Below are 13,890 nucleotides of genomic sequence, written 5' to 3'. Positions count from 1 at the left end.
GGCTGTGCGGGCACGCGGGCCACCCTACCGTCGCGGCGGCGGCGCCCGTTCAGGGCGTGGGCGCTCCGCGGTCAGGGCATCGAGAGGTACAGCCGCATGCTCAGCGACTCCATCTCCACCACCTCGTGGGGGGAGGCGATGAGGCTGAGGGGGTCGGAGTCGGAGGTGGTGCGCTGGTACTCCGGGCGCTCCCACGCCGAGTCCCACACGAGCTCGTAGTCCCCGCCCCGGCCCTCGGCGAGGGTGACCATCTGCTGGTCGAGGGAGCCGTTGATGAGGACGAGGGCGTCCCGGTCGGCCGAGCGCCGGCCCGAGCGCAGCATCTGCAGGACCCGGTTGTGGACGTCGTGCCACCGGTGGGCCGTCATCGCCAGGCCCGCGCCGTCGAACCAGGCGAGGTCGGCGACGTCGTCGCCGGGGTCGGGCCGCCCGGTGGCGAAGCGGGTCGGCCGCAGGACGGGGTGCTCGGCCCGCAGCCGCAGGAGGTACTGGGTGGTCTCGAGCATGTCCCGGCGCCACGGTGCGAGCTCCCAGCCCACCCAGGAGATCTCGTTGTCCTGGCAGTAGGCGTTGTTGTTGCCGTGCTGGCTGCGCCCGAACTCGTCCCCGGCGGTGATCATCGGGGTCCCCGCCGAGAGCAGGAGCGTGCCCATGAGGTTGCGCATCGAGCGCCGGCGCAGCGGCAGGATCGGCGCGGCGATGGAGTCCTTGACCGCGCCCTCCACGCCGTGGTTCCACGACCGGTTGTCGTTGGTCCCGTCGCGGTTGCCCTCGAGGTTGGCCTCGTTGTGCTTGTGGTCGTAGGCCACGAGGTCGGCCAGGGTGAATCCGTCGTGGGCGGTGACGTAGTTGACCGAGCTCAGCGGACCGCGGCCCCCGGGGACCTCGCCCAGGCCGAACAGGTCCGCCGAGCCCGACATGCGGGTGGCCAGCTCGCGCAGGTCGTGACCGGTGTGCCCGTGGGAGGCGGCGCCGGCGTCGGCGAGCCAGAAGGTGCGCACGGCGTTGCGGAACTTGTCGTTCCAGTCGGCCATCGGCGCGGGGAACTGCCCGGTGCGCCACCCGCCCGGGCCCAGGTCCCACGGCTCGGCGATGAGCTTGACCGAGGAGAGCACCGGGTCCGTCACCATCGCGACGAGGAAGGGGTGGTAGGGCGTGTAGTCACCGCCGTTGCGGCCCAGCGTCACCGCCAGGTCGAAGCGGAAGCCGTCGACGTCGACCTCCTCCACCCAGTAGCGCAGCGAGTCCAGGGCGAGCTGGACCACCCGGGTGCGGCGGAAGTCCAGGGAGTTGCCGCACCCGGTGACGTCGACCAGCCGGGCCGGCGCCACGCCGTCGTGGAGGTAGTACCCGGTGTTGTCCAGCCCGCGCAGGCTCAGGGACGGCCCGTGGGAGCCGCCCTCGCAGGTGTGGTTGTAGACGACGTCGAGGACGACCTCGAGACCCGCGGCGTGCAGGAGGGCGACCATGCCCTTGACCTCGGCGAGCACCGCCTGCGGGCCGGCCTCCCGGGCCGCCCGGGTGGCGTAGCGCGGTTCGGGGGCGAAGAAGGCCAGGGTGTTGTAGCCCCAGTAGTTGCTCAGCCCCTTGGTCGTGAGGAAGGGCTCGGACATCGACGCGTGGATGGGCAGCAGCTCGATCGTCGTCACGCCCAGGGACTTCAGGTGCGCGATCGTCACCGGGTTGGCCAGGCCCGCGTAGGTCCCGCGCAGCTCCTCGGGCAGCCCCGGCAGCCGCATCGTCAGGCCGCGCACGTGCGCCTCGTACAGCACCGTGCGCGACCACGGCACGCGCGGGCCGGGGACGTGCCCGTCGAACGCGTCGTCCACGACGACGCCGTGGGGCACGTAGGGGGCGGAGTCGGCCGGGTCGGCGCTCGTCCCGCCGTCGAGCGGGGCGAGGTCGGGCCCGACGAGGTGGTCGTGGATCTCGGGGACGAGGGCGACCGCCCCGTCGATCGCGCGGGCGTACGGGTCGAGCTGGAGCTTGGCCGGGTTGTGCCGCAGCCCCGCCGCGGGGTCCCAGTGCCCGTGGACGCGGAAGCCGTAGCGCTGGCCCGGGCCGACCCCGGGGACGTGCCCGTGCCAGACCCCCGCCACCGGGCCGCGCAGCAGGTAGCGGCGCTCGGTGAACGTGCCGTCGCCGGCCGGGTCGAGCAGGCAGAGCTCGACCTCGCGGGCGCGGGAGGCGACGACCGCGACGTCGACGCCGTCCCCGACGAGGTGGGCGCCGAGGCGGCGTGGGTTCGCGGCGTGGTCGGCGCGCAGGACCTCCACCGGGGCCGGCGGCGGTGCCGGGGCGGCGGGCGGGGGCGTCGCCCGCGGCTTCGCGGCCGGCCGGGGGGCCGGGCGGGCGGTGGGGCGTGCGGTGCTCACGGTCCCATTCAACCTCAGCGGACCCCGGGCGTGAGGCCGACCACACCGCCGCGGTGCGGGGCGGCTCGATTGCCGGCACCGGCGCACCAGGTGGCAGGCTGGGGCCATGAGGATCGTCGTGTGCGTCAAGCACGTCCCCGACCTGCAGGCCGAGCGCTCGCTCGACGCCGCCGGGCACCTGGTGCGCGGCGACGACGACGTGCTCAACGAGCTCGACGAGAACGCGGTCGAGGCCGCGCTCGAGCTCGCCGAGGCCACCGGCGGCGAGGTGGTCGCCCTCACGATGGGGCCCGACGACGCCGTGGACGCCGTGCGCCGCGCGCTCCAGATGGGCGCCACCTCGGGGGTGCACGTCATCGACGACCGCGCCGCCGGGTCCGACGTCGTCGGGACCGCCCGGGTGCTCGCGGCCGCGGTCCGCAAGCTCGGCGAGGAGGCCCCGGTCGACCTCGTCGTCACCGGCATGGCGTCCATGGACGGCCTCACCGCGATGCTGCCCTCCGCGCTGGCGGCCTCGCTCGAGCTGCCGCAGCTCACCCTCGCCGGCCGGGTGGCGATCGACGACCGGACCGTGACGGTCACCCGGACCATCGGCGACGCCGACGAGGTCCTCGCGGCCGAGCTGCCGCTGGTGCTGTCCGTGACCGACCAGGCCAACGAGCCGCGCTACCCCAACTTCAAGGCGATCATGGCGGCGAAGAAGCGGCCCGTGGCCATCTGGGACCTCGACGACCTCTCGCTGGCCTCCACCGGCGCGGAGGCCGACGGCGGCCCCGAGGTGGGCACCGCGGGGGCGGGGACCGTCGTCGTCCACGCCGCACCGCGCCCGCCGCGCGAGGCCGGCCGCGTCATCACCGACTCCGGCGACGCCGGTGCGCAGCTCGCGGCGTACCTCGTCGAGAACAAGCTCGTCTGAGGCAGGGAAGAGACATGACCACGCTCACCGGAACCGTCCTCGTCGTCGTCGACCACGCCGACGGCGCGCTCACCGCGCCGTCGACGGAGGTGCTCACCCTCGCCCGCGGCCTCACCACCGGCGACGTCGACGCCGTCGCCCTCGCCGAGCCGGACACCGCCGCCCTCGCCCGCCTGGGCGTGGCCACCGTGCACGTCCCCGACCTGGACTCCCTGCCTCCCGAGGTCGCCCCGGTGGCCGCCGAGGCCGTCCTCGCCGTCGTCGCCGCGGTCCGCCCCGAGGCCGTCCTCCTCGTCTCCAGCTTCGCCGGGAAGGAGATCGCCGCCCGCCTGGCGGTCGCGCTCGGCTCCGGCGCCGTCGTCGACGCCACGGGGGTGTCAGTGGGCGAGGACGGTCGCCTCGTCGCCTCCCGCTCCGTCCTCCAGGGCACCTGGGAGACCAGCTGCGCCGTGCGTCGGGGCCTGCCCGTGGTGGCCGTCAAGCCGACCGCGGTCGAGGCCGCCGACGCCCCGGCCCCCGGGCCGGCCACGGTCTCCGCGGTCCCGGTGGCGTTCTCCTCGGTCGCGCGCGCCGTCCGGGTCGTCTCGCGCACCGCTCACCCCGGCGGGAGCCGGGCACCGCTGGGGGAGGCGAAGGTCGTCGTCGTGGGGGGCCGCGGCGTCGAGGGCGACTTCTCCCTCGTCGAGCAGCTCGCCGACGAGATCGGCGGCGCCGTCGGCGCCACCCGGGTGGCCACCGACGAGGGGTGGATCGACCACTCCGCCCAGGTCGGCCAGACGGGTGTGACGATCTCCCCGCGCCTCTACGTCGGGCTCGGGGTCTCCGGTGCGATCCACCACACCGCCGGCATGCAGACCGCGGAGACGATCGTCGCGGTCAACAACGACCCCGAGGCGCCGATCTTCGAGATCGCCGACCTCGGCGTGGTCGGGGACCTCACCGAGGTCGTGCCCCAGGCCGTCGCCGAGCTGCGCCGCCTGCGCCAGGGCTGAGCCTTGGGCGCCCGGCACTACCTCGACCACGCCGCCACCACAGCGGTGCGGCCCGAGGTCGCCGCGCGCTACGCCGAGGAGCTGACCCGGCTGGGCAACCCCTCCTCCCTCCACACCGCCGGTCGTGAGGCGCGCCGGCGGCTGGAGGAGGCGCGCGAGCAGCTCGCCGCCGCGCTCGGGGCGCGCCCCGGGGAGGTCGTGTTCACCTCCGGCGGGACGGAGGCGGACAACCTCGCCGTCAAGGGGGCCTGGTGGGCCCGCCGCGAAGACCGTGACGCCCTTGCGGTCTCCGCCGTCGAGCACCACGCCGTCCTCGAGGCCGCGGCCTGGCTCGCCGCGCACGAGGGCGCCCAGGTGGACCGGCTGCCCGTGGGGGCGGACGGGGTCCTCGACCTCGGCGCCGCCGAGAACCTCCTCGCCCGGCGCGCCGGGCGCGTCGCCCTCGTCTCGGTGATGTGGGCGAACAACGAGACCGGCGTCCTCCAGCCCGTGCCCGAGGTGGTCGAGCTCGCCCGCCGGCACGGGGCGGCGGTCCACACCGACGCCGTCCAGGCGGTCGGCCACGTCCCCGTGGACTTCGCGCCGGGCGGCCCGGACGCCCTGACCCTCTCGGGCCACAAGCTCGGCGCACCGGTGGGCACCGGCGCGCTCCTCGCCCGCCGCGAGCTCGCCCTCGTGCCGGTGGAGCACGGGGGCGGCCAGGAGCGCGGCGTGCGCTCGGGGACGATCGCCGTCGCGGGAGCCCGGGCGCTCGCCCTCGCGGTCGAGCTCGCCGTCGCCGAGGTCGCCGACGAGGGCCGCCGGCTGCGCGCGCTGCGGGACCGGCTGACCACCGGGGTGCTGGCCGCGGTCCCCGGCGCACGGCTGACGGGCCCGCCACCGGGCCCGGGCCCCGACCCGCGCCTGCCCGGGACCGTCCACCTCACCGTCGACGGCGCCGACGCCGACGCCCTGCTCCTCGGGCTGGACCTGGCGGGCGTCGCCGCGTCCTCCGGCTCCGCCTGCCAGGCGGGCGTGCAGGAGGCGTCCCACGTCCTGCTGGCCATGGGCCGTGACGAGGACACGGCCCGGTCAGCCCTGCGCCTCTCGCTCGGCCGCACGAGCACCGACGCCGACGTCGACGCCGTCCTCGCCGCGCTGCCCGCGGTCGTCGACGGCGCGCGGCGCGCCCACGAGGTGCGCACCCGGCGGCGCGGCGCCGCCGCGGCCCGCGTCGCCGCCGGCTCTCCCGCCGCGCCCCGGCCGGACCGGGCGGCCCGGTGATGCGCGTCCTCGCGGCCCTGTCCGGCGGGGTGGACTCCGCCGTCGCGGCGGCGCGTGCGCTCGACGCCGGGCACGACGTCGTCGGGGTCCACATGGCCCTGTCCCGCTCACGGGCGCAGCACCGCACCGGCTCGCGCGGCTGCTGCTCCATCGAGGACGCCGGCGACGCCCGCCGGGCGGCCGACGTCCTGGGCATCCCCTACTACGTGTGGGACCTCTCCGAGGAGTTCGAGGAGACCGTCGTGGCGGACTTCCTCGACGAGTACGCCGCCGGGCGCACCCCCAACCCCTGCGTGCGCTGCAACGAGCACATCAAGTTCTCGGCCCTGCTCGACCGCGGCCTCGCCCTCGGTTTCGACGCCGTGGTGACGGGCCACTACGCGCGCATCACCGAGGCCACCGGCCCCTCCGGCCCCCGGCGCGAGCTCCACCGCTCCGCCGACCCCCTCAAGGACCAGTCGTACGTCCTGGCGGTCATGGGCCCCGAGCGCCTCGCCCGCTCGATCTTCCCGCTCGGGGACGCCCCGTCGAAGGACCACGTCCGGGCCGAGGCCGCCGACCGCGGCCTGAGCGTCTCGGCGAAGCCGGACTCCTACGACATCTGCTTCGTCGCCGACGGCGACACCCAGGGCTTCCTGCGCTCGCGGCTCGGCGCCCGGCCCGGCGCCGTCGTCGACCCCGACGGCGCGGTCGTGGGCGAGCACGAGGGGGCGTACGCGTTCACCGTCGGCCAGCGCAAGGGCCTGGGTCTGCCCGGCCCGGCCCCCGACGGGCGCCCCCGCTACGTCCTGGAGGTGCGGCCCGCCTCGAACGAGGTGGTCGTGGGGCCCGCCGAGCTGCTCAGCGTCGACGACCTGACCGCCACCGCCACGGTCTGGCTGGCCGACGACGTGCCCGCGGGGCAGTGGACCGGAGCAGAGGTCCAGGTCCGCGCCCACGGCGAGCCGGTGCCGGCACGGGTGCGCCGCACGGGGGACGAGCTCCGCGCCCACCTCGACCGGCCGCTGCGCGGGATCGCGCCGGGCCAGTCCCTCGTCGTCTACGCCGGCACGCGGGTGCTCGGCCAGGCGACCCTCGCCCGCGCCGGTCGCCTCGGCGCGGGCACCCGCACCGTGTGAGCGCGGCCGCCGCCCTAGGGTGAGCAGGTGCGCGCCGACCTGCCCCTCGCCCGGTCCACCGTCGACCCCGACGCCGTCTCGCGGTCCCGGCCCGGGCTCGTCACCGCCCTCGCCGGTGAGGCCGGCACGCGCGTGCTCCTCCTGCGCCACGGGCACCTCGCGCTGCGCGGGACCGCGCTGGACCTGCGGCCGGCCACCGCGCTCCCGGCCCTGGACCCCGAGCACGTGGTCTACCTCGGCCGCGACGACGACGGCGCGTACCTCGCGCTGACCCTCCCCGAGGACCTCGGCGACGAGCGTGACCTCGACGGGGTGCCCGTCGTCGGCGACGCCGCCCTCGTCGACCTCGTCGCGGGCCTGACCTTCGGGCACCTGCGCGACGTCGGGGACGCCCTCGGCGACCGGGACGCCGGGCTGGCCACCACGGCCGTCGCGGTGGCGTCCTGGCACGCCCGCCACCCGCGGTGCCCGCGGTGCGGGGAGCTGACGGAGGTCGTCGACGCGGGCTGGGTGCGGCGCTGCCCCGCGGACCACTCCCTCCACTACCCCCGCACGGACCCCGCCGTCATCATGGCGGTCACCGACGGCCGCGACCGCATCCTCCTCGGCCACGCCGCGCACTGGCCCGAACGCCGGTTCTCGACGCTCGCGGGCTACGTCGAGCCGGGTGAGTCGGTCGAGGCGGCGGTGCGGCGCGAGGTCCTCGAGGAGGCCGGGGTCGTCGTGACCGACGTCGAGTTCGTCGCCTCCCAGCCGTGGCCCTTCCCGGCCTCCCTCATGCTCGGCTTCCGCGCTCGCCTCGCCGAGGCCGACCCCGAGGTACGGGTCGACGCCGAGGAGATCACGGAGGCGCGACTGTTCACCCGGGAGGAGCTGCGGGCGGCGGTCGAGGCGGGGGAGGTCCTCCTGCCCACCCGGGCCTCGATCGCCCTGGCCCTCATCGAGGACTGGTACGGCGACACGCTGCGGCACTGAGTCCCGCCTCCCCTCACCGCGGCCCACGGTGCAGCGCGGGCCGCCCGTCCCGGTCCTCGCGTCTCAGACCTCGGTCCCCGGCTCGGCCGCGCTCGCGCGCCGGGCCGCGTGCGGGAAGAATCGGACCGGAACGGATGTTGAAATGACAACGACCGAGAGGACCTCCATGACCACCCCCGCCGCCGGCACCGTGACGATGTACTCCACGACGTGGTGCGGCTACTGCCGCCGCCTGAAGTCGCAGATGGACGCCGAGGGCGTCAGCTACGTCGAGGTCGACATCGAGGACGACGCCGACTCCGCGGCGTTCGTCGCCTCGGTCAACGACGGCAACCAGACCGTCCCCACCGTCGTCTTCCCGGACGGCTCGGCCCTGACCAACCCCTCGGTCGCCGAGGTCTCGCGCCGGCTGGGCCGCCTCAGCGCCTGAGCCGCCGGCGCGGCGATGCGGGCGACCACGCCCGGGGGACGCGCCCGGCCCCGCCGGGCGGGGGACGCGCGCAGCGCGGTGTCCGAGGGTCCTGCGACACTGGCGGTGATGAGCACCGACGACCTCCTGGCAGCCCTCGACGACGACCAGCGCGCCGTCGCGGACCACCTCACCGGCCCGCTGTGCGTCCTCGCCGGCGCCGGCACGGGCAAGACCCGCGCGATCACCTACCGGATCGCCAACGGGGTCCGCACCGGCACCTACGACCCCCGCACCGTCCTCGCCGTGACGTTCACCGCGCGGGCGGCGGGGGAGATGCGCTCGCGGCTGCGCGACCTCGGGGTCGGCGGCGTTCAGGCGCGGACCTTCCACGCCGCCGCGCTGCGCCAGCTGTCCTACTTCTGGCCGACGGCGGTCGGCGGCCAGCTCCCGCGCATCGCCGAGCACAAGGCCTCCCTCGTCGCCGAGGCCGCGGGGCGTCTCGGGCTCGGGGCCGACCGGGTGGCGGTGCGCGACCTCGCCGGCGAGGTCGAGTGGGCGAAGGTCTCCCTCGTCACCGCCGAGGACTACGTGGCGCGCGCGGCGCGGGCGGGCCGCGAGGCCGTGGCGGGGCACGACCACGCGACCGTCGCCCGGCTGCTCTCGGTCTACGAGGACGTCAAGGGCGAGCGCGGGGTCATCGACTTCGAGGACGTGCTCCTGCTCCTCGTGGGTGTCCTCCTCGAGCGCGACGACGTCGCGGCCGAGGTCCGCCGGCAGTACCGCCACTTCGTCGTGGACGAGTACCAGGACGTCTCCCCGCTCCAGCAGCGCCTGCTCGACCTGTGGCTCGGGGGCCGACGGGAGCTCTGCGTCGTCGGCGACGTCTCGCAGACCATCTACTCCTTCACCGGGGCGACCCCGGCCTACCTCACCGACTTCCCGCGCCGGTACGAGGGCGCCGCCGTGGTGCGCCTCGTGCGCGACTACCGCTCGACGCCCCAGGTGGTGGACCTGGCCAACAAGGTCCTGGCCCGCGCGGGGCGGCACCGCAACGCCGCCGCCGTCGAGCTCGTCGCCCAGCGCCCGTCCTCGGTGCCGGTGCGCTTCGAGACCTACGACGACGACCTGGCCGAGGCCCGCGGCGTGGCCGAGCGCATCACCGCCCTCGAGCGCGAGGGGGTGGCCCTGTCCGAGATCGCGGTGCTCTACCGCACCAACGGCCAGTCCGAGGCGCTCGAGCAGGCTCTCGCCGACGCCGGGATCGGCTACCTCGTCCGGGGCGGCGAGCGGTTCTTCTCCCGTCGCGAGGTGCGTGAGGCGATCGTCCTGCTGCGCGGTGCGGTCCGGGCGAGCGCCGAGCAGCCGATGCCCGCGGCGGTGCGTGACGTGCTCTCCTCGGTCGGCTGGGCGCAGGACCCGCCGGCCGCGCGGGGCGCGGCGCGGGAGCGCTGGGAGTCGCTCAACTCCCTCGTCGGCCTCGCCGACGACCTCCACGCCGCCCGGGGCGCCGACATGGCCGGGCTGGTCGCCGAGCTCGACGACCGGATGGCGGCGCAGCACGCACCGACCGTCGCGGGCGTCACGCTGGCGTCCTTCCACGCCGCCAAGGGCCTGGAGTGGGACGCCGTGTTCCTCGTCGGGGTCAGCGAGGGGTTGCTGCCGATCTCGCTGGCCGAGGGCGACGACGCCGTCGCCGAGGAGCGCCGCCTGCTGTACGTAGGGGTCACCCGGGCCCGGGAGCACCTCCAGATCTCCTTCGCCCGGGCGCGCACCGTGGGCGGGCGCGCCTCGCGCAAGCGCTCGCGGTTCCTCGACGGCATCTGGCCCGACGGCACCGGCGCGGGCCGGGCCGGGCTCTCGCGGCGCGGCGCCGCCCGGGCCCGCACCGAGTCCTTCCTCTCGGACAACCCCGCCGACGCCGAGCTCTTCGAGCGGCTGCGAGGCTGGCGCGGCGACGTCGCCCGGGCGATCAGCAAGCCGGCGTACACGGTCCTGCACGACACGACCCTTCAGGCGATCGCGACGGCGAAGCCGAAGGACCTGCGCCAGCTCGGCGTCCTGCGGGGGATCGGGGCGACCAAGCTGGAGGCGTACGGCCCCCAGGTGCTCGCCGTGGTGCGGGGCGAGGACGTCGACGTCGAGGCCTGGCTCGCGCGCTGAGCGCGCCCGCGGGACCTGCCGAAAAGTCGTCGCGAAAAAGGATTGCCCGCCGATCCGGCGCGGGTCTAGGCTTCCCATGTCCGATTCGACCGGGTCCTGCCTAGCCAGCACAGAGGATCCCCCACGCCGGAGGAGGTGCTCGAGAGTGATGCTCACCAACGCCACGTACGCGATTGCTCGGTTCAGCGTCGCGCCCAGCCTCGGCACCTCCGTGGCTGGCGCGCGCCCGCGCACGCTGCGCATCGCCACCCTCGGGACCGCGATCCGGATCTAGACCTCGTTCAGCACGAGCTCCGGCCGCGTTCCCCCTGGGACCGCGGCCGTCGTCGTCGTACGACACCCGGCCCCTCTCCGGACAACAGACGACACGCATCAGGAGCAGGCTCGTGCAGCTCACCGCCCTTCTCGACCAGATCAGCCAGGGATCATCCACCACCTGGCCGGCCGCCCCGGCGGACCTGACCCCCGACTTCGCCGGCGACCCCGGCTGGGGCGTCCTGTCCACCCCGGGCCGGCCCGGGGCCGCCGCGACCCCCTGCCAGGTCGCGGACGACACCGACCTGTGGTTCGCCGAGCGCACCGCCGACGTCGAGCGCGCCAAGGCCCTGTGCCGGGCCTGCCCGGTGCGCGAGGCCTGCCTCGCCGGTGCCGTCGAACGCGCCGAGCCGTGGGGCGTGTGGGGCGGCGAGGTCTTCGTCGACGGCGTCGTCGTCGCCCGCAAGCGCGGCCGCGGCCGGCCACGCAAGCAGGACATCGTCGCCTGAGCGGACCCGCCCGCGAGGGCAGCGTGACGCCGGTGGTCAGCCGGGGCCGAGCGCCCCGGCGGCCACCGGCGTCCGCGCGTCCTCCCCGACCCGGTCGCACCCGCACCGAGGGTGCACGGTCCAGCGGCGCACCACGGGCACCGGGTCCAGCGCGCTGACCTCCAGGCTCGCGGCGGCGACGCCGACCTCCCGGCCGTCGATCGCGGCCAGGACCTGGTGGGCCGCCAGCGCCGAGCCCAGCGCCGCGACGGTGACCTCCGTGCCCGGCTGCGGCGCGACCCGCAGCTGGGTGGCGAGCGCCGGCCACGCATCGTCGGCGTCGGTGCGGTGCAGGTCGAGGCAGCGGGTGCACGGCCCCTGACCGGGCACCACCAGGGGTCCCACCACGACGTCGACGTCCCCGACGACCACCGGGAGGTGGACGACGTCCTCGCGCAGCAGCGGACGCAGCCGCACCGGGTCGGGAACGCCGTAGGAGACCGCCACCAGGACGTCCGGGCGCGTGCCCGGCGGGGCCGAGGTGCGCAGCGTGGGGAACGCCGACCGCAGGTGCTCGGTCCCGCACCGCCCCCGCGGACGGCCCACGTCCCGCGGGTGGAAGACCCCCAGGTCCGCGGGGGTCACGGGTGCGTCGTCGTCGAGGAGCAGCGTGCCGACACCCGAGGCGGCCAGCGTCACCGCCAGCGACATCCCCAGCCGGTCGACCCCGCGCACCGCCACCCGCGCGGCCGCCCGCGTCGCCATGACGGCCGCGCCGTCGCCGTCCGTCCGTAGTCGCGACCAGTAGGCCTCCTCGGGCGCGACCGGGTCGCGCCCCGGGGCGTCGGAGGGGTCGAGGACGCCGGAGCGCTCGAGCAGGTCCGTGAGCTCGCGCACCCGCTCGGGCGGGACCCCGCGCGTGCGGCCCAGCCGCAGCAGGTCCGCTGCTGTCGGGGCGCGCCGCAGCGCCTCCACGAGCCACTGCTCGCCCTCGGTCAGCCCCTCCAGGACGACGGCGCAGCGCGGGTCCGTGCCGACCTGGCTCTCGCCGGGGCGGCGCCACAGGACCGTCAGGCCGGGTCGCAGTCGCACCGTGCCCCTCCCTCCCGCCGGCGGCCCGGCGTACGGGAGGAACGGTGGCACGCCACGGGCCCGGCCCGCCGGGCTCGTCCACAGGCTCAGGCGCGGGGCGGGCCGCCGGTCTCGTCGCCGGTCTCGTCGCCCGGTGCGCCGCCGGTCGCGTCGCCTGGTGCGTCCGGTTCCGTGGCCTCACCGGCCTGCTCGGTGGCATCGTCCGGGCCGCGGTCCCCGCCGCCGCCGGCGAGCGTGCCGTCGAGGAGGGCGGCGAGCGCCTCGTCGACGTCGTGCTCGGCATCGCGCGCGGCCTGGCGCGAGGTGACGAACCCGCCCGGGTCGTCCAGCTCCTCCGGCGTGGGCATGAGGTCGGGGTGCGACCAGAGCGCGTCGCGGTCGGCCACGCCCCGCTGGGCGCCCAGGCTCGCCCACAGCGTGGCGGCCTCGCGCAGCCGCCGGGGCCGCAGCTCGAGCCCGACGAGGCTGGCGAAGGTCTGCTCGGCCGGTCCGCCGCTGGCCCGGCGCCGGCGCAGCATCTCGCGCAGCGGCACCCCGGCGGGCAGGTGCGGTGCGACCGCCTGGGCCGTCACCTCCTCGACCCACCCCTCGACGAGCGCGAGCGCCGTCTCAAGACGGACCAGGGCCGCCTCCTGCGCGGGGGACCGGTCGAGGGCGAAGACGCCACCGGAGAAGGCCTCGCGGAGCTGCTCGGGGTCCGTCGGGTCGATGCCTCGGACCGCCTCCTCCATCGCGCCGGTGTCGATGGTGATCTCACGGGCGTAGGAGGCGACGATGCCCAGCAGGTGCCCGCGCAGCCACGGCACGTGGGTGAAGAGGCGGGCGTGGGCGACCTCGCGGACCGCGAGGAAGAGGCGCACCTCGTCGGCCGGGACGTCCAGGCCCTCGGCGAACTCCGCGACGTTGGCCGGGACCAGGGCGACCACCGGCTCCTCCACCAGCGGCAGCCCGGTGTCGGAGGTGCCGAAGGCCTCGCGTGCCAGCGCGCCGACGGCCTGGCCCAGCTGCATCCCGAAGACGGCGCCGCCGAGCTGGCGGAGCATGCCCTGCGCCGCGCCCACCTGCTCGGCCATGGCGCGGACCTCGGGGGGAAGGTGCTCCGCCTGAGCGGCGATGGTGTCCACCAGCGCCTGGGAGAGCGACGTCGCCACCGGCTCGGAGAGGCCCTTCCACGCCGGCAGGGTGCGCTCGACCCAGTCCGCCCGGCTCCACGCCTCGTGCCGGCCGCCGGCGGGGCCGAGCTCGGTGGCCGCGTCGAGCCACAGCTCGGCCACCGACAGGGCCGAGCGCACCTGCTCGGCCTGGGCGGCGGTGACGGCCGGGTCGCCGCCGGCGAAGGCGCTCTGCCGGGCGAGGGACTGGGCCAGGTCCCAGTTGACCGGGCCGCCCCCGCCGGAGGCGAGCAGCTGCTGCATCTGCCCGATCATCATCATCAGCTGGTTGCGGTCGGTGGGCAGGCCGGCCGCCTTCGACATGGCGTCCGGGTCCAGGCCGGACGCGCGCATCGCGCGCATCGCCTCGGCTGCCGCCTCCGGTCCCATCATCGAGCGCAGGAGCTGCTCCCAGCTCTCGGGCTCGCCGCCGGCCGGCTGGTCGGGGTGCTGGCTCATCGCTGCTCCTTGGTCGTGGACCACCACGGTAACCGCCGGGGTCCCGGCGGGGCCCGGCCGGGACCCGCCGGGCGGGCCCGGTTCGCTCAGGGCGCACCTGCCGAGCGGGACAGGAGCTCCCGGATCCTCGCGGCGAGGCCGGTCCGTTGATCTCGGCCTCCTCGCGGCGAGGCCGTCCGTGGCTCCCGGCATCCTCCCGGCGAGGCCGTCCGTGGCTCCCGGCATCCTCCCGGG

At 76.3% G+C, this 13,890-nt stretch carries 12 protein-coding genes; 9 read left to right on the top strand and 3 right to left on the bottom strand.

Translation table 11 applies throughout. The features are described from left to right. Window positions 1–71 precede the first annotated feature (71 nt). A complete protein-coding gene (gene glgX, locus AAEM63_RS13115; protein ID WP_341361370.1) occupies window positions 72–2,267 on the bottom strand; it encodes a glycogen debranching protein GlgX in 2,196 nt (731 codons plus the stop codon). Between the two features lie 214 nt (window positions 2,268–2,481). Here glgX and AAEM63_RS13110 point away from each other — a divergent pair, with 214 nt between their 5' ends. The 9 genes from AAEM63_RS13110 (at window position 2,482) to AAEM63_RS13070 (ending at window position 10,975) form a co-directional block, all read left to right on the top strand. Then, window positions 2,482–3,291, top strand: coding sequence for an electron transfer flavoprotein subunit beta/FixA family protein (locus tag AAEM63_RS13110; RefSeq protein WP_341358698.1), 810 nt, complete (start codon window positions 2,482–2,484; stop codon window positions 3,289–3,291). Window positions 3,292–3,305: 14 nt separating this feature from the next. Then, a complete protein-coding gene (locus tag AAEM63_RS13105; RefSeq protein WP_341358697.1) occupies window positions 3,306–4,283 on the top strand; it encodes an electron transfer flavoprotein subunit alpha/FixB family protein in 978 nt (325 codons plus the stop codon). A gap of 3 nt (window positions 4,284–4,286) precedes the next feature. Next, entirely contained in the window at window positions 4,287–5,546 is a 1,260-nt protein-coding gene (locus AAEM63_RS13100; RefSeq protein ID WP_341358696.1) for a cysteine desulfurase family protein, read from the top strand. After that, a complete protein-coding gene (mnmA, locus tag AAEM63_RS13095) occupies window positions 5,546–6,664 on the top strand; it encodes a tRNA 2-thiouridine(34) synthase MnmA (protein ID WP_341358695.1) in 1,119 nt (372 codons plus the stop codon). The genes AAEM63_RS13100 and mnmA overlap by 1 nt, the downstream gene beginning before the upstream one ends. Window positions 6,665–6,691: 27 nt before the next feature. Then, window positions 6,692–7,639 (top strand): NAD(+) diphosphatase, encoded by a 948-nt coding sequence (nudC, locus tag AAEM63_RS13090; protein WP_341358694.1) that lies wholly within the window; start codon window positions 6,692–6,694, stop codon window positions 7,637–7,639. Window positions 7,640–7,805: 166 nt separating this feature from the next. Then, window positions 7,806–8,069 carry a mycoredoxin gene (locus AAEM63_RS13085; protein ID WP_341358693.1) on the top strand — a complete coding sequence of 88 codons (264 nt, stop codon included), beginning with the start codon at window positions 7,806–7,808 and terminating at the stop codon, window positions 8,067–8,069. 108 nt (window positions 8,070–8,177) lie between these two features. Then, a complete protein-coding gene (locus AAEM63_RS13080; RefSeq protein ID WP_341358692.1) occupies window positions 8,178–10,211 on the top strand; it encodes an ATP-dependent DNA helicase UvrD2 in 2,034 nt (677 codons plus the stop codon). 145 nt (window positions 10,212–10,356) lie between these two features. Next, a complete protein-coding gene (locus AAEM63_RS13075; RefSeq protein WP_341358691.1) occupies window positions 10,357–10,485 on the top strand; it encodes a hypothetical protein in 129 nt (42 codons plus the stop codon). Between the two features lie 223 nt (window positions 10,486–10,708). Further along, complete coding sequence (locus tag AAEM63_RS13070; RefSeq protein WP_341361369.1) at window positions 10,709–10,975, top strand: WhiB family transcriptional regulator; 267 nt, start codon at window positions 10,709–10,711, stop codon at window positions 10,973–10,975. A 36-nt stretch (window positions 10,976–11,011) separates the two neighbouring features. On the opposite strand, the gene AAEM63_RS13065 is transcribed toward AAEM63_RS13070, so the two are convergent. Further along, complete coding sequence (locus AAEM63_RS13065) at window positions 11,012–12,046, bottom strand: thiamine biosynthesis protein ThiF (protein ID WP_341358690.1); 1,035 nt, start codon at window positions 12,044–12,046, stop codon at window positions 11,012–11,014. A gap of 86 nt (window positions 12,047–12,132) precedes the next feature. Next, a complete protein-coding gene (locus AAEM63_RS13060) occupies window positions 12,133–13,656 on the bottom strand; it encodes a zinc-dependent metalloprotease (RefSeq protein ID WP_341358689.1) in 1,524 nt (507 codons plus the stop codon). Window positions 13,657–13,890: the final 234 nt, after the last annotated feature.

It is taken from the genome of Georgenia sp. M64, assembly GCF_038049925.1.
Classification (GTDB): Bacteria; Actinomycetota; Actinomycetes; order Actinomycetales; family Actinomycetaceae; genus Georgenia.
The sequence above is the reverse complement of the archived record's forward strand: the minus strand, read 5'-3'. Positions and strand labels throughout refer to the sequence as shown.

Excerpts from the sequence above, each read along its gene's own strand:
- mnmA (WP_341358695.1), top strand. The coding sequence starts at position 5,546 with ATGCGCGTCCTCGCGGCCCTGTCCGGCGGGGTGGACTCCGCCGTCGCG.
- AAEM63_RS13105 (WP_341358697.1), top strand. The coding sequence starts at position 3,306 with ATGACCACGCTCACCGGAACCGTCCTCGTCGTCGTCGACCACGCCGAC.
- AAEM63_RS13060 (WP_341358689.1), bottom strand. The coding sequence starts at position 13,656 with ATGAGCCAGCACCCCGACCAGCCGGCCGGCGGCGAGCCCGAGAGCTGG.
- AAEM63_RS13085 (WP_341358693.1), top strand. The coding sequence starts at position 7,806 with ATGACCACCCCCGCCGCCGGCACCGTGACGATGTACTCCACGACGTGG.
- AAEM63_RS13080 (WP_341358692.1), top strand. The coding sequence starts at position 8,178 with ATGAGCACCGACGACCTCCTGGCAGCCCTCGACGACGACCAGCGCGCC.
- AAEM63_RS13110 (WP_341358698.1), top strand. The coding sequence starts at position 2,482 with ATGAGGATCGTCGTGTGCGTCAAGCACGTCCCCGACCTGCAGGCCGAG.